We start from the raw sequence: 22,851 nt of genomic DNA, 5'->3' as shown, positions 1-22,851 counted from the left end.
ATGACCGAGCGGCAGACGAACGCCGAGGCGATCGCGCGGCGCCCGAGCCACGCCGGCCGGCGCGTCCTCGTCACGGGGGCCGGCCGCGGGATCGGCCGGGCGATCGCGGAAGGGTTCGGCGCGCGGGGCGCCCTGGTGGGCGTGGCCGACGTGAACCCGGACGACGTCGCGGCGACCGTCGCGGCGATCGAGGGCGGAGGCGGTCGCGCCCTGCCGCTGCGCCTCGACGTCGCCGACTACGCGGCCGTCGAGGCGGCCCTGTCGGAGGCCGCCGCCGCGATGGGCGGCGCGTTCGACACGGTGGTCAACAACGCCGGCATCTCGCCCAAGCACGACGGGGCGGCCCACCGGGTCTGGGAGATGGATCCGGCGGAGTGGAACCGCGTCGTCGCGGTCAACCTGACGGGGGCGTTCAACACCGTCCGCGCGCTGGCGCCCGCGATGTGCGCGGCCGGGCGCGGCTGGATCGTCAACATGTCGTCGGTGGCGGGCAAGACCCACTCGCCGATCGTCGCCTGCCACTACGCGGCCTCGAAGGCCGGGCTGATCGGGCTCACCAAGCACCTCGCGGCCGAGCTCGGCCCGTTCGGCATCCGCGTCAACGCGATCGCGCCGGGGCGGATCGAGACCCCGATGGTCCGGGCGGTGGGCCGCGCCGTCAACGACGAGCAGGTGCGCCTGACCCCGATGGGCCGGCTCGGCGCGCCCGAGGAAGTCGCCGATCTCGCCCTCTACCTGACCTCCGCCGAGGCCAGCTTCGTCACCGGCCAGACCGTCGACGTCGCCGGCGGCCTCTACATGACGTGAGCCGGGACCGGTCGGGACAGGCGATGGACGGGAGGACGGCCATGAGCAGCGCGGTCACCGCGACCGGGATCACCGGGCGGACCCGGGTCTACGGGATCCTGGCGGACCCGATCTACCACGTGAAGGCGCCCGAGGTGATGGGGGCGCTCTTCGCCCGCCACGGCGTGGACGGCGTCCTTGTCCCGCTGCACGTGACGGCGGACGGCCTCGCCGCCGTGATGGACGGGCTGCGGCACCTGCGCAATTTCGGCGGCTTCATCGCCACGGTCCCGCACAAGACCGCGATGACCGGCCTGTGCGACGCCCTCACCCGGGAGGCCGAGCAGATCGGGGCGGTCAACTGCGTCCGGCGGGAGGCGGACGGGCGCATGGTCGGCACGATGCTCGACGGGATCGGCTTCGTCGAGGCGCTGCGCGCCTCGGGCCTGGAGCCGCGCGGCCGGAGCGCGGCGCTGGCGGGGGCCGGCGGCGCGGCGAGCGCCATCGCCTTCGCGCTCGCCGAGGCCGGTGTCGCCCGCCTGACGATCCTGAACCGCACCGCCGACCGCGCCCAAGCGCTGGCGGAGCGCCTGCGCGCCGCCTATCCCGGGCTGGCGGTCGCGGCCGAAGGCGTCCAGGCGGAGCACGATCTCCTCGTCAACGGCACGTCGCTCGGGATGCGCCCGCAGGACGCCGCCCCCTTCGACCTGGGCGCCCTCCACGCCGGCCAGTTCGTCGCCGAGGCGATCATGGATCCGGAGACCACGCCGCTGCTCGCCGCCGCGCTGAGGGCGGGCTGCGGCGTCCAGAAGGGCCTGCCGATGCTGGAGTGTCAGATCGCCCTGATGGCCCGCCACATGGGCGCCCTCTGAGGCGGGAACCGGGGACTGAGCTTGGGGCGCACCGTGGGACCGACCGACATCGACGCCGTCGCGGCCGGCGCGTTCGACTACGTGATCGTGGGCGGCGGCACCGCGGGCTGCGTCCTGGCCAACCGCCTGACCGAGTCCGGGACGCACCGGGTTCTGCTCCTCGAGGCGGGGGGACGGGCGCGCAGCCCCTGGGTCGCGATCCCGGCGGGCTTCAGCCGCCTGCTCCAGCACCCATCCTACAACTGGCGGTTCCGGACCGAGCCCGAGGCGGCGACCGGCGGCCGGGTGATCGCGGTCCCGCGGGGCAAGGGCCTCGGCGGGTCGACCCTCATCAACGGCATGATCTACGTGCGCGGACAGCCGCAGGATTACGATGCCTGGGCGCAGGCCGGGTGCCGCGGCTGGGGATTCTCGGACGTGCTCCCCTATTTCCGCAGGCTCGAGGATTACGAGGGCGGCCGTGAACCGTTGCGCGCTCGCGGCGGTCCGCTGCCGCTGACGGAAGTGGCCGAGCGTCCTGCGATCGCGGAGGCCTTCATCGCCGCCGCGCAGGCGGCAGGCTACCCGCGCAATCCCGACTACAACGCGGAGAGCCAGGACGGCTTCGGCTACTACCAAGTGAACCAGCGGCGCGGCCGGCGCGTCAGCGCCGCCGATGCCTATCTGCGGCCGGCCCTGGGCCGCCCGAACCTCGCCGTCGTGACCGACGCGCACATCCTGCGGCTGATCTTCGACGCGGACCGGGCGAGCGGCGTCGCCGCTCTGGTCGGCGGCCGCGAGCGTCTCTTCCGCTGCCGCGGGGAAGTGATCCTCGCCGCGGGTGCGGCCCAGACCCCGCAGATCCTGGAACTGTCCGGCCTCGGCGATCCGGCGATCCTCGGAGGGCTCGGCGTCGCCGTGCGGCGCGCCCTCCCCGGCGTCGGCGCCAACTACATGGACCATTACTGCACGCGCATGAACTGGCGCGTGCGCCTGCCGGTGACGCTGAACGAGCAGACCCGCGGCCTGCGCCTCGGCCTCGCGGCGGCGCGCTACCTCGCGACGCGGCAGGGCATCCTGGCGCTGGGGACCGGTCTCGCCCACGGCTTCGTGCGCACCCGGCCGGGGCTCGACGGGCCCGACGTGCAGTACTTCTTCATGCACGCGAGCTACGCCAACGCCGCCGAGCGCAAGCTCGACCGCCTGCCCGGCATGACGATCGGCGTCACGCAGTTGCGACCGGAATCGCGCGGGACGATCCACGCCGCGTCGCCCGACCCGCTCGCGCCGCCCGCCATCCGCCCGAACTTCCTCGCCACCGCGGAGGATCGCCGGGCGATGGTCGAGGGCATGAAGATCGCCCGCGCCATCGTCGCGCAGGCGCCGATGGAGCGCTTCCGCGGGGCCGAGCTCAACCCCGGTCCGGACTGCCGGACCGACGCGGACTGGCTCGATTTCGCCCGCCGCGACGGCCAGACGATCTACCACATCTGCGGCACGTGCCGCATGGGCGACGATCCGGATTCGGTCACGGATCCCAGCCTGCGCGTGCGCGGCGTGGCCGGCCTTCGGGTGGCCGATGCCTCGATCATGCCGCGCATCGTCTCCGGCAACACGCAGGCCGCGGTGTTCATGATCGCCGAGAAGGCCGCCGACCTGATCCGGGCCGATGCCTGATCCGGTCTGGCCATCGGGCGCCGCGGCGCGTACGGCAGCCCCGCGCCGGTCTCGGCCGCGTCTCGGCGTCGTCCGGCGCTTCGCGACGCAGCAGACCGCAGGTCAAACGCCCCGGCACGACCGGCGGCAGAGGTTCGACGTCATGCTCTACATGGTCCACATGCAGGTCAACATTCCGGCGTCCCTCCCGAAGGAGGAGGCGGCTCGCCTGAAGGCCGAGGAGAAGGCCTACGCCCAGAAGCTCCAGCAAGATGGCCGATGGCGGCATCTCTGGCGCATCGCCGGGCAGTACGCCAATTACAGTGTCTTCGACGTGGCTGGAAACGATGAACTTCACGAAGTCCTGAGTTCGCTGCCGCTCTACCCGTATATGGCGATCAGCGTGACGCCGCTGGCGCAGCATCCCTCCGCGATCGCGGCCAACTGACGGGACCACCGCCATGCCTTACATGATCGAGACCTTCGACAAGGCCGGGAGCCTGGACGTCCGCAGGGCGAACCGCGCGGAGCATCTCGTCTACCTCGACCGGATCAAGGACCGGCTGCTGGCCTGCGGCGCGAAGCTGAACGACGACGGGAGCGACGCCGGCGGCGGCCTCTACGTGGTCGACGTCGAGACCCGCGCGGAGGCCGAGGCGCTCATCCACGCGGACCCGTTCTACAAGGTCGGGCTCTTCGAGCGCGTCGAGATCCGGCGCTGGCGCAAGGCCTACCTGGACGGCCGCAGCTATCTCTGAGACCGAGGGAACGCGGTTTCGAAGGACAGGCGGCCTTCCGGTACGGGGCAGCCGCTGACGAACAAGAGATTGGGGAGGAAACAATGATCCGTCGTCCTTGGGTGGCGGCCGCCGCGTTCGGCGCCGCTGCCCTCACCGCCCTGCCCGCCTCCGCGCAGTACGCGGATGGCGGCATCAAGATCGGCATCCTGACCGACATGTCCGGCGGATACTCGGATCTGGCCGGCCGCGGCTCGGTGACGGCCGCGCAGCTCGCGGTCGAGGATTTCGGACGTCCGATCAACGGTCGGAAGGTCGAGCTCGTCTTCGCCGATCACCAGAACAAGGCGGACATCGCCTCGTCGATCGCGCGCCGGTGGTTCGATACCGAGGGCGTCGACGCCATCTTCGACACCAATTCCTCGGTCGCGGGGCTGGCGGTGCGCGAGGTCGCGCGCAGCAAGGGCAAGATCGACATCAACTCCGGCGCCGGCTCCATGGCACTGACCAACGCCGCGTGCTCGCCGACCGGCGCCCACTGGTCGTGGGATACCCACTCGCTCGCGGCCGGAACCGCCGCGGCGCTGGCGGACGATCCGAAGAACACGTGGTTCTTCATCACGGCCGACTACACCTTCGGGCACGATCTTGAGGCGCAGGTCACCCGGGTCGTGAAGGCCAAGGGCGGCACGGTGCTCGGGTCGGTCAAGCACCCGTTCCCCAATCCGGATTTCTCGTCCTACCTGCTGCAGGCACAGGCGTCGGGCGCGAAGATCATCGGCATGGCCAACGCCGGCGCCGACACGATCAACACCATCAAGCAGGCGAGCGAGTTCGGCATCCTGCAGGGTGGCCAGAGGCTGGGCGGGCTCAACATCTTCCTGACCGACATCTACTCCGTCGGATTGCCGGCGGCGCAGGGCATGATCCTGACGACGGGCTTCTACTGGGACATGGACGACCAGACGCGCGCCTTCGCGCGGCGCTTCGGCGAGCGGATGGGCGGCCGGATGCCGACCATGGTTCAGGCCGGCGACTACTCGGCGGTGCTCCACTTCCTGAAGGCGGCCGAAGCCGCCGGCACGGATGACGGCCTGAAGGTGATGGCCAAGATGCGCGAGCTGCCGATCCAGGATTTCTTCGCCCGCAACGCCACGCTACGCCCGGACGGCCGCATGGTCCACGACATGTACCTCGCCCAGGTGAAGTCCCCGGCGGAATCGACGGGGCCCTGGGACTTCTACAAGATCCTGAAGACGATCCCGGGCGACCAGGCATTCCAGCCGCTTTCCGAGAGCACGTGCAAGCTGGTGAAGGGCTGACGCGCGCCTTCGCGGCTCGTCACTCATAGGGGGCGCGGGCCGTGCACCCCTGTCTCCACCGGGGTCGCCGCTCGCGACGGCCCTAGTGGGACGTGCTCTCGACCGCGGCGGCGAAGACGTAGCCGACCCCGCGCTCGGTCACGATGAGCTTCGGGTCGCTGGGCCTGCGCTCGATCTTCCGGCGCAGCCGCAGGATCTGCACGTCGATGCAGCGATCGAAGACGTCGTCGTGGACGCGGGTGACCTGGAGCAGGTACTCGCGGCTGAGCGGACGCTGAGGTGCGTCGAGGAACGCCGCCAGGAGCGCGTAGTCGCGCTTGCCCAGGACGACCTCTTCCCCGTCGGGATTGATCAGACGCCGGCGTCGACGGTTCAGGACCCAGCCGTCGAAGCGCCGGCACGGCGCCTCCGCCGGTCGGGACGAGGCCTGCGCCGCGACGCGGCGGAGGACGACGCGCACGCGCGCCAGGAATTCGCGCAGGCCGTAGGGTTTGACGATGTAGTCGTCGGCGCCGAGTTCGAGGCCGAGCACGCGGTCGAACTCCTCGCAGCGATGGGCCGTCGTCAGGATGACGGGAACATCGCTCACCGCGCGCAGGTCCCGCAGCAGGTCGAGGCCGTTCTCCGCGCCCGGGCGAAGATTGAGCACCACGAGGTTGAACTGCGACGGATCCGCGAGCTCTCCGCGCGCCTCGGCCCGCGTCGACGCCGGGACGACGTCGACCCCGTGCCCGTCGAGGTATCCGGAGACGACACGCTGAATCTCCGCGTCATCGTCGACGAGCAGAATGCGCAGGCCGTGATGATGCATAAGCGATGCTCCTCCGGAGTCCCGACTGGCGCGATCTTCGGAGCAGCGGTCCGAGGGTGTCCGGCCGTCCCGGCGCGGCCGGATGCGCGTCGTCATCCCGTCGCCTGTCGATCGGCCTGGCCGCTGCTCCCACGGCCTGACGGTTCAGCGGCAGACCCGCTCGTAGCGGCCCCACACCGGGCTGAAGACCAGGTGACAGTCGCCGAAGTAGCTGCCCGCGGCGTATCCGCTCGCCGGGCTCCACCAGCCATGGCCGCCGAAGCGGTGATGGAAGCCGTGATGGAAGCCGCCGTGGTGGAAGCCGTGATGGAAGCCGCCATGGTGCCCGAAGCTTCCGTGCCCGAACCCGCGCGCTTCGGCTCGTCCGGGCACGGTCGCCAGGGCGGCGAGGGCGAGGCAGGACAGGATCGCGGTCTTCGTCGAGGTGATCGTCATGAGTTGTCTCCCGTTGCGATACGGGGACGATGCACCGGAGAGCCCGGGGTGGACTGTGACCCGAGTCACAGTTTCAGTGTGATCCTCCGGCCGGCCAGCGACGCGCTCGGAGGAGCGGCTAGGACGTCGTCGCGCGCGGGTGGCGCAGCCAGACCTCGAGGGGCTGGCTGCGGCCGCGGATCGCCGCGGTCCGGCTCTCGAACGCGCCCTCCGACCGCTCGAGCCCGGCCGCCTGCGCCAGCTCGGCGCTGAGTGCCAGGCGGGCGTGGGCGTCCGCCGCGACCGCCAGCAGGCGGCTCGCCACGTTGACCGTGTCGCCCGTCGCGGTGATGTGCTGGTTGGTGTCGCTGCCGAGGCGCGAGAGGATCACCGGCCCGTAATGCGCGCCGATGCGCAGATCGAGGGCCGGCCCGGCCCCGTGCAGGACCGGGCTGTCCGCGATCCAGGCGCGCGTGCGGACGATGAGTTCCTCCGCGGCCTGGACGGCGTGCGTCGCCTGGTCCGGGTCCGGATCGAGGGCGCCGAACAGGATCATGGCGCCGTCGCCCATGAAGTTCACCACGACGCCCCCGCGCAGGGTCACCGCTTCGTCCACGAGATCGTGGAACGTCTTGAGCATCGCCCGCGTCCGCGCCGGGCCGAGCTGCTCGCTCCGGCGCGTGAAGCCGGTGAGGTCGACGAACAGCACGGGAATGTCGCGCGCGACCGGCTCGGCGAGGTAACCCGGATCGCGCGCGAGCCGCTCGGCCAGGGCGGCAGGCTGCATCCGCCGCAGCACCTGCTCGGACCGCGCCACGCGCGCGCTCTGGCGGCGCTCGAGCGTCTGGCGGCCGACCGCGCAGACCAGCGCCGGCAGCCCCACCGCCGCGAGCGGTAGGGCGGCGCTCAGCCAGATGCCGTGGGCGAACGCGACGGCGCCCGCGGCGAGCCAGCCTGCCGTCGCGAGCAGGACCAGGATCAGGCCCGGGCCCGGCGGCAGCAGCGCGATGGCGAGCGCGGACCCGACCGCCAGGAGGACCGAGGCCGCGGCGTCTCGCTGCCGCACGCCGGCGTCCCGGACGAGGGCGTCCCCCGTGGTGAGGTGGGCGATGCCGGTGGCGAGGAGTTCGACGCCGGGCAAGACGGGATCGAACGCGGTGGCGAAGGTGTCGCCGCCGCCGAGCGCGGTTACGCCGATCACGACGATGCCGTCCGAGAGCGCCGCGGCCGGCGCCATCCCGTCGAGGAGGGCGGCCGCGCTCACCGTCGCGATCGTGCGTCGCGGACCGTAGGGGCGCAGCGGGAGGTGGTAGCCGAGGTCCAGCGACAGGGCGCGGTCGCCGATCTGGACGCGCCCCTTGCTGAGCACGGGGTCGTTGCGCGCCGCCAGGGCGGCCGCGCGCAGCACGAAGGACGCGGCGACGCCGTCGGCCGTGCGCACGACCAGGGGGAGATGGCGGGGTACGCCCGACGCGTCCTCGGCGACGTTGACGACACCGGACGCGACGTCTTCGCCGAGCTTCGGCGACGGCCGGTGGAGCGCGGTGGCGAACGGGATGCCATCCTCGCTGGCGCTCCCGTCGAAGACCGCAGCCGAAGCCAGGATCGCTGTGGTCTTCCCGAGGGCGACGGCGAGCGCGCTGTCCGCCTCCGGCTGCCGCCCCGCCTCGAGGAAGAGCAAGTCGACGGCGATCACGCGCGGGCGGGCCTCCGCCACCCGCTCGACGATCCGCGCCATCGTGGTCCGCGAGACCGGGAAGCCGCCTTCGCGCCGCACCGTCGCGTCGTCGATCGCCACCACGGTGAGGTTGGCGGGCGGCGTGCGCGGGCCGGCGAGCCGCAGGCGCAGGTCCGTGAGGGCGGATTCCAGGCGATCGAGGGGCGTCGCGCGCCCGGCGATATGGAGATGGCCGAGCCAGGCACCCCAGGCGAGCGCGCCGAGCGACGCGGCGAGCAGGAAGACGCGCCGCGCCAGCCGGAAGGTCCGGTCGGGCGTCGGAGCCGCCGGCCGACCGGCCTCGCTCAACGCCCGAACCGCTCGAGCAGGCTCCTGACGCGCTCCTGGGGCCAGCGCCGGACCTCCAGAGGGTCGCGGCCGTCATCGACGTCGACCCCCTCGCCCGGCCCGAGCGTGACGGCGACCTGCGGGTCGGTGCGCCGGGCGACGTCGACCCGTCCCTGCGCCACGAAGACGGACGTGCGCGCTCGCGTCACGTCGACGGCGTAGACCGTGCCCCGCACCGAGGCCACCGCGTGGGGGGTGAGGATCTGGAAGCCGTCGCGGCGGACGCGGCGGCTCGCCGGGATGGTGACGAAGACCGCGTTGCCGCCAATCTCGGCGCCCTTGAGATGTCCGTCACCGTCGGGACCCACGGGGCGCAGGCTGCCCGCGCGCTCGGTTTCGAGCGTCAGGCCGTCGGCGCAGTGCAGGATCCGCAAGGGCGGATCGAAGCGCGTCGTCTCCGTACATCGCGTCTGCGCTGCGGCGCTCGACGCCGCGAGGGTGAGGGCGGCCGTGGCCGCCAGGCGCGCTGTCGTTCTCATGCGGTGAAGCCCTGTCGCCCCGATCATGTCTGCGCCCGCGCGCCGAGCGCGACGAGCCGGTGTGAGGCCCGCACGGTGACGCGCGCGCGGCCGAGATCGATGAGGCCCGATCTCTGCCAGTCCTGCAGGACGCGGTTCACGCTCTCCCGCGCCGCGCCGACGAAGGCCGCGAGTTCCTGCTGCGTCACCTGGATCTCGGCGCCGTAATCCTCCGACAGCATGATCAGGCGCCGGGCGAGGCGCATGTCGAGCGGCAGCAGCGTCGCCTCCTCCATGCGCGCGCTCATCCAGCGCAGGCGCTGGCACAGCAGGCCGATGATCCGGACCGCCAGGGCGGGATCGCCGTGGAGCAGTTTGAGGAAGGCCCGCCCCTCGACGACGAACAGGTCGGCCGGCTCGAGTGCCACGGCCTCGGCGGTCCGTGGATGGCCGTCGAGGAAGGCGATCTCGCCGAAGACGTCGCCCGGCCCGAGCAGGTTGAGGGTGACCGCGCGCCCGTCGTCGGAGCCGGCCCCGATCCGGATCTGCCCGCGCCGCACGGCGTAGAGGGCATCGCCCGGATCGCCCTTCTGGAAGAGGATCTCGTGTCGCGCGAGGCTGCGCGTCGTGCAGAGCCCGGCAATGGTCTCGATCGCCTCCGGACCAAGCTCAGCGAAGAACGCGTTGGCCTTCAGAAACCGAACGAGCGTGTGCGGCGTGCTCACGACTGCATCTCTCCGGCCGTCGAGCTGGGGCTTATGCGCGTGTCGAGGGCCGATTAGCAAGGCTTACACTGCGAGAGCGGAGGATGATCATGGTCTCCGCCCGCGGGCGTGCTCACGGCGGCGACGATTGTTACAGGCCGCGCGCCCGCTCCAGCATGCCGGTGGCCCGTTCGCCGATCACCCCGCACGGCGCCTGGCTGTCGCCGGCGGCCGCGCGGGGCAGGATCGAGGCGTCCAGGACCGTCCGAACGTCGCGGCCCGCTCGGGCGGTGCAGCCCTGGAGCCGGTCGGTGACCGCGGCAGCACGGATTCAGTCCGCCCTTGCCGCGCCGGACGGGCGGAACGCCCGCGCGCTGCCGCGGTCGCGGCAGAGGTCGGCGCGGGCCGCGGTCGCCGTCACGTCGACCGGGTGGGACAGGTCGTTCGCCTCGATGACCAGCGGCGTCGCCATGTCGGCGCGCCGCGCGCGATCAGGCTTCTGGAGAGCGTCTGCGGCGGGTCGGAGCGACTGTCGCGCGCGGATCGTATCCCCGTGGACGATCACTTGTCCGAGCGCGTCTTCCTCGGATCGTCGGAGGGGTTGATGTAGTCGAGCCCGAAGGGCCCTGTTCCCGAGACCTGGATCACGGCCGGGTCGCGCGTCGTCCAGAGCGCGTGGGGCATCTTGGCCGGCAGTTACAGGAAGGCACCCGGCCGGAGAGACTGACCCCGGCTCGCGTCGATCGTCTTCCCCATGTCGTGGACAAGTGTGCCGGACAGCAAGGTCACGCTCTCGTCGGTCGCGTGCGTGTGCGGAGCGATGACGTAGTTCGGCGGGAACCGGAGCCTGAGCGTGAACGGTCCGGGCTTGTCCGGATCGCCGGCGATGATGCTGATCTCGCTGCCCGTCGGGAGGGAGGGCGGCGCGGCGCGCCACTGGACGGCGTCGTCACCGGTGGCCATGACCATCTCGCCCGCGCGCGCGTCCGGCGCGAGGCATGCGAGGAAGAGGACGAGACAGCAGCTCTGGCGCAAACGCATCGACAATCTCCAGATCGGCGCTGGGGCGAGCCCGGATTGAACCTTTCCGCTGACATCGAGCCCGCTTTACCGTCGGCTGCGCTCGCGACAGGGTCCGTCCTGTTAGACCGTGCGCCTTCGGACCCGCTACGGCAGAACGCCCGTACCGACCCGGGCAAATCGCACGACCTTGCCGCGGACGCTTCCAAGACGGTCGCGGGCTCGCGTACTCTCGGCCTTTCGGGAGAACACGGGTGACACCCTTCAGGCTCAAGCAGGTCCTGACCGTCTGGGACGCGCGCGAGCTGGATCTCAAATGGGCCCTCGTCGGCCGCATCGCGCTGATCGCGATCCTCTGCGCTGCCGGAGCGGCCGCCTACGCGATGCACGACGTCGCGGCGAAGACCCGACAGCGGAACGCCGAGACGGCCGATGAGGTGCACAAGCAGCTCCGCCTCCAGCTCCTGCGAATCGAGCGGGCGGCCGACATTCCCCAACGCTTCCCGGATTGGGAGATCGTCACCCGGTACGCTCTGCAACCGGGCCAGTGCGTGCAGCTGATCCCGGCGGAGGCCGGTCCGACACGGTCGAGCTGCTTGGGCGTCGAGGCGCACGCGCGCGCCGCACCCGACTGGTTCGCGACGCTCTACCGGTTCCTCTTCTTCGCCGGATCCACCGTCAGCCTGCCGCTCGAGCATCAGGGGTCGCGGATCGGGATCGTCGAGGCGGACATCGATCCCGACGCGGTCGTCGGGTCGGCGTGGATCGTGCTGAAGCAGGTGTCCGGCGCTCTCGCGGCCATGACCGTCGTCCTGTGCGTGCTGGTCTACGGCGCGGTGGCGCACGCGCTGCGTCCCGCCAACGAGATCCTGTTCGGTATCGATCGCGTCGCGAAGGGCGACCTCGGATGGCGTCTGCCGAGCCTCCGCCTGCGCGAGCTCCGCCGCATCGCGACGGTCTTCAATCAGCTTGCCAGCCATCTCCAAATCGCCACGCGGGAACGTGCCGAGCTCGCGCGCCGGCTGATCGATGCCCAGGAGCAGGAGCGGCGGTGGCTGTCGCTCGAACTGCACGACGACGTCGCGCAGCGTCTGACGGCGTTGAGCCTTCTCGCCCGGTCGATCCAGGAGGGCGCGCGCTCCTCGTCGCCTTCGGTCGTGGCCGAGAGTGCCGAACTCGCCACCATGGCGTCGGACGCCGTGCGCGCGCTCCGGAGCACTCTCGCCGCGCTCAGGCCGCCGGAGATCGACGATCTCGGGCTGCGGGTCGCGCTCCGGAGTCTGATCGCCGCCCAGGCGCAGCGCGCCGGGGGCCGGATCCACGTCACGCTCGCGGCCGACGCGCAGGCCGATCGCCTTCCCAGCGACGCGGCGGCCCATATCTACCGGATCGTCCAGGAAGGCCTCACAAACGCCGTCCGCCACGCGGCCGCGCGCACCGTCGCGATCGCGCTGAACGTCGCGGAGACCGACGGCGGCGCCGAGGTCCAGCTGATCCTCACGGACGACGGGAGCGGCGCCCCCGTGGAGGCGCTGGAGCGCCCGCATTCCGGTCTCGGCCTGCTCGGCATGCGCGATCGCGTCCACGCGCTCGGCGGGCAGATCGTGACGGAAACGTCCCCGGGCGGCGGGTTCCGCCTGCGGGTCCGCTTTCACGCCGCGCTCGCGGGCGACGAGGTGTCATGACCAAACGGCGCATACGCGTGATGCTCGTCGACGATCACGCCGTCGTGCGGGAGGGCTATCGGCGGCTCCTGGAGCGGCAGCCCGACATGGAGGTCGCCGCCGAGGCCGGGGACGGCGCGGAGGCCTATCGCGCCTACCGCATGGTGGAGCCGGACGTCGTCATCATGGACATCAGCATGCCCGGCCGCGGTGGGATCGACGCCATCCGTCAGATCCGGCAGGTGGATCCGAGCGCTCGCATCCTCGTCTTCAGCGTGCATGCCGCGGTGAGCTACGCGCTCCAGGCCATACGCGCCGGCGCCCGCGGCTACATCACCAAGAGCAGCGCTTCGGATCTCCTCATCGAGGCGGCGCGAAGCGTGTTCAACAACAAGCTGACCCTGTGCGCGGAGATCTCGCACCTGCTGGCCGCGAGCCGGCTGGCGGAGGAGACGTCGCCGATCGACCAGCTGTCGCCTCGGGAATTCGAGATCCTGCGGATGATCCTCGACGCACGGCACACGGACGCGATCGCGGCCGATCTCAGCCTCTCGCCCAAGACCGTCGCGAACTATCACTACGCCATCAAATCGAAGCTCGGCGTCAGCTCGGACGTGGAACTCGTCTACTGCTGCATCCGGTGCGGGCTGATCGATCCCTTCGCGGTCGTCGGAGCGGACTAGAACGCGCGGGCGCGCGGCCCGCAGCGGTGCGCGTCACACGTCCAGGTTCGCGACGCTCAGCGCGTTCTCCTGGATGAACTCGCGCCGGGGCTCGACCACGTCGCCCATCAGCTTCACGAACAGGTCGTCGGCATCGGTGACGTCCTTGACCTTGACCTGCAGCAGCGAGCGGACGTCGCGGTCGAGCGTGGTCTCCCAGAGCTGCTGGGCGGTCATCTCGCCGAGGCCCTTGTACCGCTGGAGCTGAAGGCCCTTGCGGCCGAAGGCCATCACCGCCTCGAAGAGCGCCACGGGCCCGTGGAGCACCGTCTCGTCGGACTTCCGCATCAGCGTGGCCGGCTCGCCGTAGATCTCCCGGAAGGCGTCGGCCCGCTCGGAGAGGCGCCGGGCCTCCTGCGAGGTGATCAGCCCGGCGTCGAGGGTCGAGACCTGCCGAACGCCCCGGAGCGTCCGGCTGAGGCGATAGCCGTCCTCGAACGACTCGCCCTGCCAGCCCCGCTCGATCTCGTCGGCGATCGCGTCGAGCCGGCGGGCGGTCATGTCGGCCAGGACCTCGGCCTCACCCGCCCGCGACGCCGCCTCGGCATCGAAGGCGCCGGCCAGCACCGCCTGCTCGACCACGGAGCGGTCGTAGCGCGTGTGCAGGCCCTGCAGGATGCTCCGGAACGTCCGGGCCTCCTCGACGAGGCTCTTGAGCTGCGCCCCGGCGAATTCCGCGCCGGTGGAGAGTCGCAGGATCGCGCCGTCGGTGCCCTGGTCGATCAGGTAATCCTCGAGGGCGCGCTCGTCCTTCAGGTAGATCGCCCGGCGGCCGCGCTCGGCTTTGTAGAGCGGCGGCTGCGCGATGTAGAGGTGGCCGCGCTCGATCAGCTCCGGCATCTGCCGGAAGAAGAAGGTGAGCAGGAGCGTGCGGATGTGCGAGCCGTCCACGTCCGCGTCGGTCATGATGATGATGCGGTGGTAGCGCAGCTTCTCCGGGTTGAAGCCCTCCCGGTCCGTGGAGGAGCGCCCGATCCCGGCGCCCAGCGCCGTGATCAGGGTGCCGATCTCCGCGGAGGACAGCATCCGGTCCGCGCGCACGCGCTCGACGTTGAGGATCTTGCCGCGCAGGGGCAGCACGGCCTGGAAGGTCCGGTCGCGGCCCTGCTTGGCCGAGCCGCCGGCGGAATCGCCCTCCACCAGCAGGATCTCGCACTTGGTCGGGTCGCGCTCCTGGCAGTCGGCGAGCTTGCCGGGCAGCGAGGCGATGTCGAGCGCGCCCTTGCGGGTCACGGTCTCCCGCGCCTTGCGGGCGGCCTCGCGGGCTGAGGCCGCCAGCACCACCTTGCCCATCACCGACCGGGCCTGACTCGGATTTTCCTCGAGCCACGTGGACAGGCCCTCGTTGAGGACGTTCTCCACGGCCGGGCGCACCTCGGACGAGACGAGCTTGTCCTTGGTCTGCGACGAGAATTTCGGGTCCGGCACCTGCACCGAGATGACCGCGGTGAGGCCCTCGCGGCAATCCTCGCCGGTGAGCGAGACTTTCTCCCGCTTGGCGACGCCGCTGGACTCGGCGTAGCCGGTGATCTGGCGCGTCAGGGCGGCGCGGAAACCGGCCATGTGGGTGCCGCCGTCGCGTTGCGGGATGTTGTTGGTGAAGGGCAGGACCGTCTCGTTGAACGAGTCGTTCCACCAGAACGCGACCTCGACGCGAATTCCATCGCGCTCGGAGCTGACGACGACGGGACTCGTCATCCCGTCGATCGGCTTGCGGGAGCGGTCGAGGTACCGGACGAAGGCCTCGATGCCGCCCTCGTAGTACAGCTCCTCGCGCTTCTTCTCGGCGTGGCGGGCGTCGGTCAGGACGATGCGGACGCCAGAATTGAGGAAGGCAAGCTCGCGCAGGCGCTTCTCCAGCGTGCCGTAGTCGAACTCGATCATCGTGAAGGTGTCGGTCGACGGCAGGAAGGTGACTTCCGTGCCGCGCCTCCCGTTCCCGGGCCCGATGATCTCCAGGGGCGCCACGGCGTCGCCGTGGCGGAACTCCATCGCGTGCTCCTTGTCGTTGCGCCAGATGCGCAGGCGCAGCCACGACGACAGGGCGTTCACCACCGAGACGCCGACGCCGTGCAGGCCGCCGGAGACCTTGTACGAGTTCTGGTCGAACTTACCGCCGGCATGCAGCTGGGTCATGATGACCTCGGCCGCCGAGACGCCCTCCTCCTTGTGAATGTCCACCGGGATGCCGCGCCCGTTGTCGGAGACCGTGCAGGAACCGTCGGCGTTGAGCGTCACGGTGACGAGGTCGGCGTGGCCGGCCAGGGCCTCGTCGATGGCGTTGTCCACGACCTCGTACACCATGTGGTGGAGGCCGGATCCGTCGTCGGTGTCGCCGATATACATGCCGGGCCGCTTGCGGACGGCGTCGAGGCCCTTCAGCACGCGGATGGATTCCGCGCCGTAATCGGCGGGCTCGGTCTGGGGGGTGTCGGCCATGAACTTCCTCGGCAGGCGGGCCTGATCGCGTCGGTGGCAGATGCGCCCTCGGGCGCCCGCGCCTGAACTCTCGCTTGGTCCGCCTGATATAGGGGTTCCGCGTTGAGATTGCACGATTTTACGGGTCCGCGGCGGGCCCGTCCCGTCGCTTTTGTGACGCCCGTCGCTTAACGCTGCGTTAGCCCTCGATGCCGCCCGCGCTCGCCGCATCCAGGCGGTCGATCGCCCCGGGTGCGAGCGTCAGCCGGACGGCGCCGAGCAGCTCGTCGAGCTGCGCCACGGAGGTCGCGCTCGCGATGGGCGCGGTGATGCCGGGGCGGGCGATGATCCAGGCGAGCGCGACCTGGGCCGGACTCGCGCCGTGGGCCTGCGCGACCGAATCGAGGACGTCGAGCAGCGCGAGGCCGCGGGGGTTCAGGTACTTGGCGACCCGGTTCTCCCGCGGGCGTCCCGCCGCGTCGTCGGCACTGCGGTACTTGCCGGTCAGGAAGCCGGCCGCCAGGGAGAAGTAGCCGATCACGCCGATCTGCTCCGCCCGGCAGAGCGGCTCAAGCTCGGCCTCGTAGCCGCGCTGGGCGAGGCTGTAATCGGGCTGCAAGCACTCGTAGCGCGGCAGGCCCGCGGAGGCCGAGACCGCCAGCGCCTCCGCGAGCCGGGCCGCGGTGTAGTTCGAGGCGCCGATCGCCCGGACCTTGCCGGCCGCAATCAGGCGCTCGTGCGCTCTCAGGGTCTCTTCGAGGGGCACCGCCGCGTCGTCGAGATGCGACTGGTACAGGTCGATCCGGTCGACCCCGAGGCGCCGCAGCGAGGCCTCGCAGGCCCGCTCGATATGGGCCGCCGAGAGGCCCTGGCCGGCCTCGCCGAGGTCCATGCCGACCTTGGTCGCCAGGACGATCCGGTCGCGCGCGCCCGGACGGGCCGCGAGCCACTTGCCGATCACCGTCTCGGATTCCCCGCCGACGTGGCCGGGGGCCCAGCGCGAGTAGACGTCGGCGGTGTCGATGAAGTCGAAGCCGCTCTCCACGAACCGGTCGAGGATCGCGAAGGACGCGGCCTCGTCGGCCGTCCAGCCGAAGACGTTGCCGCCGAGGCATAACGGCGCGACCGTCAGGTCGGAGCGGCCGATGCGGCGCCTGTCCATGCGCGTCAATCCTGGAGGAAGGGGTTGGACACGCGCTCCGCGCCGAGAGTGCTGGTCGGTCCGTGGCCGGGGATGAAGGCGACGTCGTCGCCCAGCGGCAGGACCTTGTCCTTGATGGCGCGAATGAGCTGCTCGTGGTTGCCGCCGGGCAGGTCGGTGCGGCCGACCGAGCCCTTGAACACCACGTCGCCGACGAGGGCGAAGCGCGCGTCCCGGCTCACGAACACGACGCTGCCGGGCGAGTGGCCGGGGCAGTGGAGGATGTCGAAGCCGAGCCCGCCGACCGTCACGGCGTCGCCCTCGTCGAGCCACCGGTCGGGCGTGACCGGCCGGGCGGCGCCGAGGCCGTAATTGGCCGCCGTCTCGGGGAGGGAATCGAGCAGAAACTTGTCGGCTTGGTGCGGGCCCTCGATCGGCACGCCGAGGCGCTCGCGCAGCTCGTCGGCGCCGGCGGCGTGGTCGACGTGCCCGTGGGTCAGCAGGATCTTCTCCACGGTGACGCCCTGCTCGCGGATCGCCGCCTCGATCCGATCCAGATCACCGCCGGGATCGACAACGGCGCCGACCTTGGTCGCGTCGTCCCAGATCAGGGTGCAGTTCTGCTGGAAGGGCGTGACCGGGATGATCCCGGCCCGTGGTGTACCTGGCATGTCGTTCCGCGAGTTGGCAGCGCCGCTCCGGACGCCCTCGGCCCGAGTCTAGCGCAGAACGCGGGTGGGCGGCACCCTCTGCGGCAGGCTCAGGCCGCGTCGCCCTTCGGGCGGCGCAGGCCGTCGTGAAGCGCTAGCATGTCGGCCATGCCGAGCGCCCGCGAGCTCCAGTGGGTCTCCGCCGCGTTGACCTGCGTGAACCGGTCGTGAGACCGTCCGCCATAGGCGCCGAACAGGGACCTGCCCGGCTCGACGGCACCGTCGCCCCGCGCCGTCTCGTCCGGCCGGTCGATCCGGTAGGACGGCGTCGGCGATCGGCCGGTCACGCCGATCCGCACCCAGGCGTCGCCGTAATGCTTCTGGCACATCCGCATCGTGACCAGCACCTGGCGCAGGTAGTCTTCCCCGTCGGCCAGGTCCGGCAGAATGTCGGCAATCGTCGCGTCCGAGGGATAATGCTTCGTCCGGGCCATGGTACACCTTGCTCGGGCGTGTCCTACCGTCTCGGCCGGCCGAGGGCGAGCCGGGCTCCGGTGTTCCTCACGTCGGCCGCCGCTTCAGCAGCGCGTCGAGCCCGCCAACGCGGAACCAGTGGTAGCCGTATCCCTCCAGGAACAGGCAGTGGCGGCCGTCGTCCTTGACCTCGCTGCGGGCGCCGGTGAGCAGGTCGACGAGGATGTCGTGCTCGCGATCCTCGGATCCCGACGCCATCGCGAACTCGACGGGCTCCGGCGCGAGATTGTGGACGCACAGGATGGCATTGCCGCGCCACGCGTAGCGCAGCGCCAGGACCGACGGGCGCCCGGTCTCCATCGCGACGACGTCGCCCCAGCCGATCTCCGGCGCCTCCTTGCGCTGCCGGATCATGCTCTGCATCCAGTTGAGCAGCGAGCCCTCCTCGTGGCGCTGGTCGGCGACGTTCACGTGCGCGTAGCCGTAGGGGCCGTGGTCGATCAGCGGCAGCACGGTGCGCTCGGCCGTCGAGAACCCGCCCTGGTGCTCGCTCGTCCACTGCATCGGCGTGCGGGCGCAGTCGCGCTCCGGCAGAGCCAGCTCGTCGCCCATGCCGATCTCGTCGCCGTAGCGCAGCACCGGCGTTCCCGGGAGGGTGAACATCAGCGAGTAGGCGAGGCGGATCCGGCGGGGATCGCCGGCCAGCATCGGCGCGAAGCGGCGGCGGATGCCGCGGTCGTAGAGCTGCATCCCCTTCTCGGGTCCGAAGGCGTCGAACACGCTCTGGCGCTGCTTGTCGGTGAGGCGTCCCAGGTCGAGCTCGTCGTGGTTCCGCAGGAAGATGCCCCACTGGCAGGAGAGCGGGCGCGGCTTCGTCCGCTCGATCGCCTTGACGAGGGGCCGCGCATCGTGGGCCGCCAGGGCGTAGAAGGTCGCCTGATTGACCTGGAAGTTGAACATCATGTGCATGCGGTCAGCGTCGTCGCCGAAATAGTCGAGGTCCTGCTTCGGCAGGATGTTGGCCTCGGCCAGGATGATCGCGTCGCCCTGGCGCCACTGCAGGAACTCGCGCAAGTCGCGCAGCATCTCGAACTGCTCGCGGGGCTTGCCGCCGACATCGGCCCCCTTCTCGGCGATGACGAACGGCACCGCGTCCATGCGGAAGCCGGAGACGCCGAGCTGGATCCAGAAGCCCATGATCTTCAGGATCTCGGCCAGCACCTCCGGATTGGCGGTGTTGAGATCCGGCTGGAAGTTGAAGAAGCGGTGGAAGTACCAGGCCTTGGCCTTGGTGTCGTAGGTCCAGGTGGTTTCCTGAACGCCCGGGAAGACCATGCCCTCGTCGGCGCTCGCGGGGCGCTCCTTCGACCAGACGTACCAGTCGCGGTAGGGCGATTTGGGGTCGGACCGGGCCGACTGGAACCACGGATGCTGGTCCGAGGTGTGGTTGACGACGAGGTCGATGAGGACGCGCAGGCCCCGCTGCTTGGCGGCGTGCGTGAAGGCGACGAAGTCCCCGAGGGAGCCGTAATCCGGATCGACGCCGTAATAGTCGGCGATGTCGTAGCCGCCGTCCTTCTTGGGCGAGGGCTGGAACGGCATCAGCCAGACCGCGGTGGCGCCCAGGCCCTGGATGTAGTCCAGTCGGCGCTCCAGCCCGGCGAAGTCGCCGATGCCGTCGCCGTTGGCGTCCATGAACGTGCCGACGGACAAGCAGTAGATGATCGCGTTCTTGTACCACAGGTCGTTGATCATGGGCCCCCCGGCGTCGTCGCGCCTCACGAACGTGGGAGTCGGCCAAAGCGTTGCCGTGCGGCGTCTCCTTAAATCAGCCGCGTTGTGCACGCCCTGTTCAGGCGCGCTCCCGAAAGGTCCGCGCTCGCCCCGTCGCGTCCCCCGAACCCGGCTCGTATGAACGCCATCCTGATCAAGCTGTTCGCGACCGCCCTGACGCTCAGCCAGGTCACGACACGGCCGGACGCGGTCCGGACGCAGTTCGATCCCGCGACGGACGGCCCGGAGGTGGTGCGCCTGCTGCGCGACGGCTGCGCCCACATGCGCAAGGCCTTCGACATCGAGGACATCAATCTCGACGAGTTGATCACCACCGCGATGGAGGATCCGTCCACGGTCGCCGGTCCGGCCGCGCCGAAGATCCTGCACGGTCTCGACCTGACCGAGCTGAACACGAGCTACAAGCAGTTCTGCAAGGGCGAGAACCCGGCGAACTCGCCCTTCGACGCGAAGGCGGTGATCGAGTTCTACGACAACGCCACCAAGGATCTGCCCAGCGCCGAGGCCCTGCGCGACAAGGCCCTGCCGGGGATGACCCGGATCCTCGACGGCGCCGGCAAGCCCTTCGCCGAGGCATCGGAGCCGAACGGCCGCCGCATCGTGGTGCCGATCACGGCCGTTCCGAACCTCGTCCAGAAGGCCTTCATCGCCGCCGAGGACAAGCGCTTCGAGACCCATCACGGGATCGACGAGCGCGGGGTGATCCGCGCCTTCATCGCCAACCTCGCCTCGCCGGGGCGGCCGGCGGGCGGCTCGACCATCACCCAGCAGGTGGTCAAGAACCTCTCGGTCGGCGACGACGTCACCTACGAGCGCAAGATCCGCGAGATGATCGTCGCGTCGCGGCTGGAGCGCATCCTGACGAAGCCGCAGATCCTGGGGCTCTACCTCAACGGCATCTATCTCGGCCGCGGCGCCTACGGCATCGAGATGGCCGCGCAGAGCTATTTCGGGAAGCCGGTGGGGCAGCTGACCCTTCCGGAAGCGGCGCTCCTCGCCGGCATGCCCAAGGGGCCGAACTTCTACAGCCCGGACAAGTACCCCGACCGCGCGCGGGAGCGGCGCGCCTACGTGCTCGCCCGCCTCAAGGAAGAGGGGACGATCACCGAGGCCGAGATGAGCGCGGCGATCAAGTCCGATCTCGGTCTGAAGCCGATCGAGACCGCGCGGCGCGACTCCGGCTTCTACGTCGTGGATTTCCTCAATCGCGAGGCCCGCACCTTCGCGGGCGTGGATTCGCTGACCTCCGGCTCGCTGACCGTCCGTTCGACGATCAACGCGGGGCTGCAGCGCGCCGTCGAGGACGCCCTTCAGGACGGGCTCGCCAATTACGAGCGCGCCACCGGCCGTCAGGCCTTCACGGGGCCGGAACTCAACCTCGCCGACAGCGTCCGGCGGATCCAAGCGGCGACGCCGGCACCGGAGGGCTCCGCCTCGGCCGCGCCCGCCGTCACCGGCGCGCGGCCGGAAGCCGCGAAATCCGATGCCAGGCCGGAGGCGGGGCCGGCCGCGAAGCCGCGCCGCGGCGAGAGGGTCGCGGCCGTGCCGCAGAAGAAGCCGGCGTGGCTCCTGGCACTCGAGAGCGCCCGCCCGGTCCTCTACGACGTTCACTGGCCGATGGCGGTGGTGCTGGAAACCGGCCGCGGCGGCGTGAAGGTGGGCCTCGCCGACGGCCGCACCGCCTCCCTCGACCCCGGCATCGCCCGCGGCAAGCTGCAGCTCTACGACGTGATCCGCGTGAAGCTCAGCGCCGGCAAGGGCGGCCCGCGCGCGCAGCTCCGCGTCCGGCCGACCGTCCAGGGCGCGGCCCTGGTATTGGAGAACCAGACCGGCCGGATCCTCGCGATGGCCGGCGGCTTCTCCTACCCGCTGAGCCAGCTCAACCGGGTCACCCAGACGGTGCGCCAGCCCGGCTCGACGCTGAAGCCGTTGACCTACCTCGCCGCGCTCAACGCCGGCCTGCAGCCGAACACCCTGGTCATGGATTCCGCCGTGACCCTGCCGCCCATCGGCGGGGCCGGCGATTCCTGGTCGCCGAAGAACTACGAGGGCGGCGGCTCGGGACCGACGACCCTGCGGCGCGGCCTGGAATTCTCCAAGAACCTCGTCACCGCCCGGCTCCTCCAGGGCGGGATCGCCCCGAAGGCGCCGGCGAGCCTGAAGCGGGTCTGCGACATCGCCCTCGAGGCGCAGATCTACGCCGAGTGCGAGCCCTACTACCCCTTCGTCCTCGGCGCGCAGCCGGTGCGGATGCTCGACCTCGCGGGCTTCTACGCGGCGGTGGCCAACGAGGGCGCCCGCCCGGCGCCCTACGCTCTCGAATCGGTCGAGCGGGACGGCAAGCCCCTCTACGCGCACGCCGCCAAGGAGCCGGTGCGGATCGCCTCGGCGGACCGCGTGGCCTTCTACCAGCTGAAGACCATGCTGCAGGGCGTGACCCAGCACGGCACGGCCGCGGCGCTCGCGAAGGTCTCGGCCTACGTCGCGGGCAAGACCGGCACCTCGGAGAACGAGAACGACGCGTGGTTCGCCGGACTGACCAACGAGATCAGCGTGGTTGTCTGGGTCGGCTACGACAACGCCGACGGCACCCGCAAGACGCTCGGCCGCGGCCAGACCGGCGGCCACGTCTCGGTGCCGATCGCCTCGGCGATCCTGCAGGCGGCCTGGGCGAACGGCGTCGCCAAGACGCCGCTGCGGGGCCCCTCCCCCGAGGCCCGCCCGTTCATCGCCGACCTGCCGGTCGACCCGCGCAGCGGCGTGCGGGTCGCCGGCGGCGGATTCCTCGAACATTTCCGCACCAGCGGCGACGGCCGGATGGCGGACACGCAGTACCGCCTCGTCCCCCGCGAGACGCTCTACGCCATGCGGCCCGACGCGCAGGACGGCGATCTCGCCGGCGACGACGGCGCGAGCGTCGCGGGCGACTACTACGGCAACATGACCGGCGAGCGGCCGCGATCCGACTTCCTCGACCCGTTCGGCGAGCGTCCCGCGCCGCGCAGCCGCCGCGCGCAGGGCGACGTGGATCTCTACGGTCAGGATCCCTACAAGCCCTGGCCGGGCCAGACGAATCGCTCGCCCTTCGGCGGGGACGACGACGCGCGCCGCCCGCGCCGCCGCGATCCCGACTACCTGTTCGGCGAAGACCCCGGTTACTGACA

At 71.1% G+C, this 22,851-nt stretch carries 22 protein-coding genes; 9 read left to right on the top strand and 13 right to left on the bottom strand.

Annotation, left to right across the window (positions count from 1 at the left end; all coding sequences use genetic code 11):
* The 6 genes from fabG to BMY19_RS05155 all read left to right on the top strand — a co-directional run bounded on the left by fabG (position 1) and on the right by BMY19_RS05155 (position 5,352).
* On the top strand, positions 1-807 hold the full coding sequence (fabG, locus tag BMY19_RS05180; RefSeq protein ID WP_100251065.1) for a 3-oxoacyl-ACP reductase FabG: 807 nt from the start codon (positions 1-3) through the stop codon (positions 805-807).
* Between the two features lie 41 nt (positions 808-848).
* Complete coding sequence (locus BMY19_RS05175) at positions 849-1,658, top strand: shikimate dehydrogenase family protein (protein ID WP_100251064.1); 810 nt, start codon at positions 849-851, stop codon at positions 1,656-1,658.
* Between the two features lie 33 nt (positions 1,659-1,691).
* Positions 1,692-3,314, top strand: coding sequence for a GMC family oxidoreductase (locus BMY19_RS05170; protein WP_100251130.1), 1,623 nt, complete (start codon positions 1,692-1,694; stop codon positions 3,312-3,314).
* A gap of 142 nt (positions 3,315-3,456) precedes the next feature.
* On the top strand, positions 3,457-3,741 hold the full coding sequence (gene catC, locus BMY19_RS05165) for a muconolactone Delta-isomerase (protein ID WP_020091692.1): 285 nt from the start codon (positions 3,457-3,459) through the stop codon (positions 3,739-3,741).
* A gap of 13 nt (positions 3,742-3,754) precedes the next feature.
* Positions 3,755-4,051 (top strand): YciI family protein, encoded by a 297-nt coding sequence (locus tag BMY19_RS05160; RefSeq protein WP_020091691.1) that lies wholly within the window; start codon positions 3,755-3,757, stop codon positions 4,049-4,051.
* 83 nt (positions 4,052-4,134) lie between these two features.
* Positions 4,135-5,352: an ABC transporter substrate-binding protein gene (locus BMY19_RS05155; RefSeq protein WP_042675772.1), complete on the top strand. Its 1,218-nt coding sequence runs from the start codon at positions 4,135-4,137 to the stop codon at positions 5,350-5,352.
* An 82-nt stretch (positions 5,353-5,434) separates the two neighbouring features.
* On the opposite strand, the gene BMY19_RS05150 is transcribed toward BMY19_RS05155, so the two are convergent.
* From BMY19_RS05150 to BMY19_RS05125, 8 genes are all read right to left on the bottom strand, one after another.
* Positions 5,435-6,163: a winged helix-turn-helix domain-containing protein gene (locus BMY19_RS05150; protein WP_056521436.1), complete on the bottom strand. Its 729-nt coding sequence runs from the start codon at positions 6,161-6,163 to the stop codon at positions 5,435-5,437.
* Positions 6,164-6,307: 144 nt separating this feature from the next.
* Positions 6,308-6,598 (bottom strand): hypothetical protein, encoded by a 291-nt coding sequence (locus tag BMY19_RS05145; RefSeq protein WP_091924574.1) that lies wholly within the window; start codon positions 6,596-6,598, stop codon positions 6,308-6,310.
* Positions 6,599-6,716: 118 nt separating this feature from the next.
* On the bottom strand, positions 6,717-8,603 hold the full coding sequence (locus BMY19_RS05140) for a CHASE2 domain-containing protein (RefSeq protein ID WP_100251063.1): 1,887 nt from the start codon (positions 8,601-8,603) through the stop codon (positions 6,717-6,719).
* Positions 8,600-9,121: a FecR domain-containing protein gene (locus tag BMY19_RS05135; RefSeq protein ID WP_091678736.1), complete on the bottom strand. Its 522-nt coding sequence runs from the start codon at positions 9,119-9,121 to the stop codon at positions 8,600-8,602. Before BMY19_RS05135 ends, BMY19_RS05140 begins: the two co-directional genes overlap by 4 nt.
* Positions 9,122-9,144: 23 nt before the next feature.
* Positions 9,145-9,825: a Crp/Fnr family transcriptional regulator gene (locus BMY19_RS05130; RefSeq protein WP_020091685.1), complete on the bottom strand. Its 681-nt coding sequence runs from the start codon at positions 9,823-9,825 to the stop codon at positions 9,145-9,147.
* Between the two features lie 310 nt (positions 9,826-10,135).
* On the bottom strand, positions 10,136-10,276 hold the full coding sequence (locus BMY19_RS30785; protein ID WP_170862908.1) for a hypothetical protein: 141 nt from the start codon (positions 10,274-10,276) through the stop codon (positions 10,136-10,138).
* A gap of 89 nt (positions 10,277-10,365) precedes the next feature.
* Positions 10,366-10,488, bottom strand: a complete 123-nt coding sequence (locus tag BMY19_RS31580; protein ID WP_280141604.1) for a cupin domain-containing protein — start codon at positions 10,486-10,488, stop codon at positions 10,366-10,368.
* 12 nt (positions 10,489-10,500) lie between these two features.
* Positions 10,501-10,845: a cupin domain-containing protein gene (locus BMY19_RS05125; protein ID WP_244534835.1), complete on the bottom strand. Its 345-nt coding sequence runs from the start codon at positions 10,843-10,845 to the stop codon at positions 10,501-10,503.
* 233 nt (positions 10,846-11,078) lie between these two features.
* Here BMY19_RS05125 and BMY19_RS05120 point away from each other — a divergent pair, with 233 nt between their 5' ends.
* Together BMY19_RS05120 and BMY19_RS05115 are read left to right on the top strand one after the other, a co-directional pair.
* A complete protein-coding gene (locus tag BMY19_RS05120; protein WP_100251062.1) occupies positions 11,079-12,509 on the top strand; it encodes a sensor histidine kinase in 1,431 nt (476 codons plus the stop codon).
* Positions 12,506-13,171, top strand: a complete 666-nt coding sequence (locus BMY19_RS05115; protein ID WP_100251061.1) for a response regulator — start codon at positions 12,506-12,508, stop codon at positions 13,169-13,171. The genes BMY19_RS05120 and BMY19_RS05115 overlap by 4 nt, the downstream gene beginning before the upstream one ends.
* A 33-nt stretch (positions 13,172-13,204) precedes the next feature.
* On the opposite strand, the gene gyrB is transcribed toward BMY19_RS05115, so the two are convergent.
* The 5 genes from gyrB to BMY19_RS05090 all read right to left on the bottom strand — a co-directional run bounded on the left by gyrB (position 13,205) and on the right by BMY19_RS05090 (position 19,648).
* Positions 13,205-15,649, bottom strand: a complete 2,445-nt coding sequence (gene gyrB, locus BMY19_RS05110; RefSeq protein WP_091978012.1) for a DNA topoisomerase (ATP-hydrolyzing) subunit B — start codon at positions 15,647-15,649, stop codon at positions 13,205-13,207.
* A 178-nt stretch (positions 15,650-15,827) separates the two neighbouring features.
* Positions 15,828-16,790, bottom strand: coding sequence for an aldo/keto reductase (locus BMY19_RS05105; protein WP_100251060.1), 963 nt, complete (start codon positions 16,788-16,790; stop codon positions 15,828-15,830).
* A gap of 5 nt (positions 16,791-16,795) precedes the next feature.
* Positions 16,796-17,440 (bottom strand): MBL fold metallo-hydrolase, encoded by a 645-nt coding sequence (locus tag BMY19_RS05100; RefSeq protein WP_020091678.1) that lies wholly within the window; start codon positions 17,438-17,440, stop codon positions 16,796-16,798.
* Positions 17,441-17,529: 89 nt separating this feature from the next.
* Complete coding sequence (locus tag BMY19_RS05095; RefSeq protein WP_100251059.1) at positions 17,530-17,913, bottom strand: hypothetical protein; 384 nt, start codon at positions 17,911-17,913, stop codon at positions 17,530-17,532.
* Positions 17,914-17,980: 67 nt separating this feature from the next.
* Positions 17,981-19,648: an alpha-amylase family protein gene (locus tag BMY19_RS05090; protein ID WP_100251058.1), complete on the bottom strand. Its 1,668-nt coding sequence runs from the start codon at positions 19,646-19,648 to the stop codon at positions 17,981-17,983.
* A 156-nt stretch (positions 19,649-19,804) separates the two neighbouring features.
* Between BMY19_RS05090 and BMY19_RS05085 the strand changes: the two genes are divergently transcribed.
* Positions 19,805-22,849 (top strand): penicillin-binding protein 1A, encoded by a 3,045-nt coding sequence (locus BMY19_RS05085; protein ID WP_100251057.1) that lies wholly within the window; start codon positions 19,805-19,807, stop codon positions 22,847-22,849.
* Positions 22,850-22,851: the final 2 nt, after the last annotated feature.

It is taken from the genome of Methylobacterium sp. UNC300MFChir4.1, assembly GCF_900110155.1.
Taxonomy (GTDB): Bacteria; Pseudomonadota; Alphaproteobacteria; order Rhizobiales; family Beijerinckiaceae; genus Methylobacterium.
This window is presented reverse-complemented; position numbering and strand designations above follow the sequence as displayed.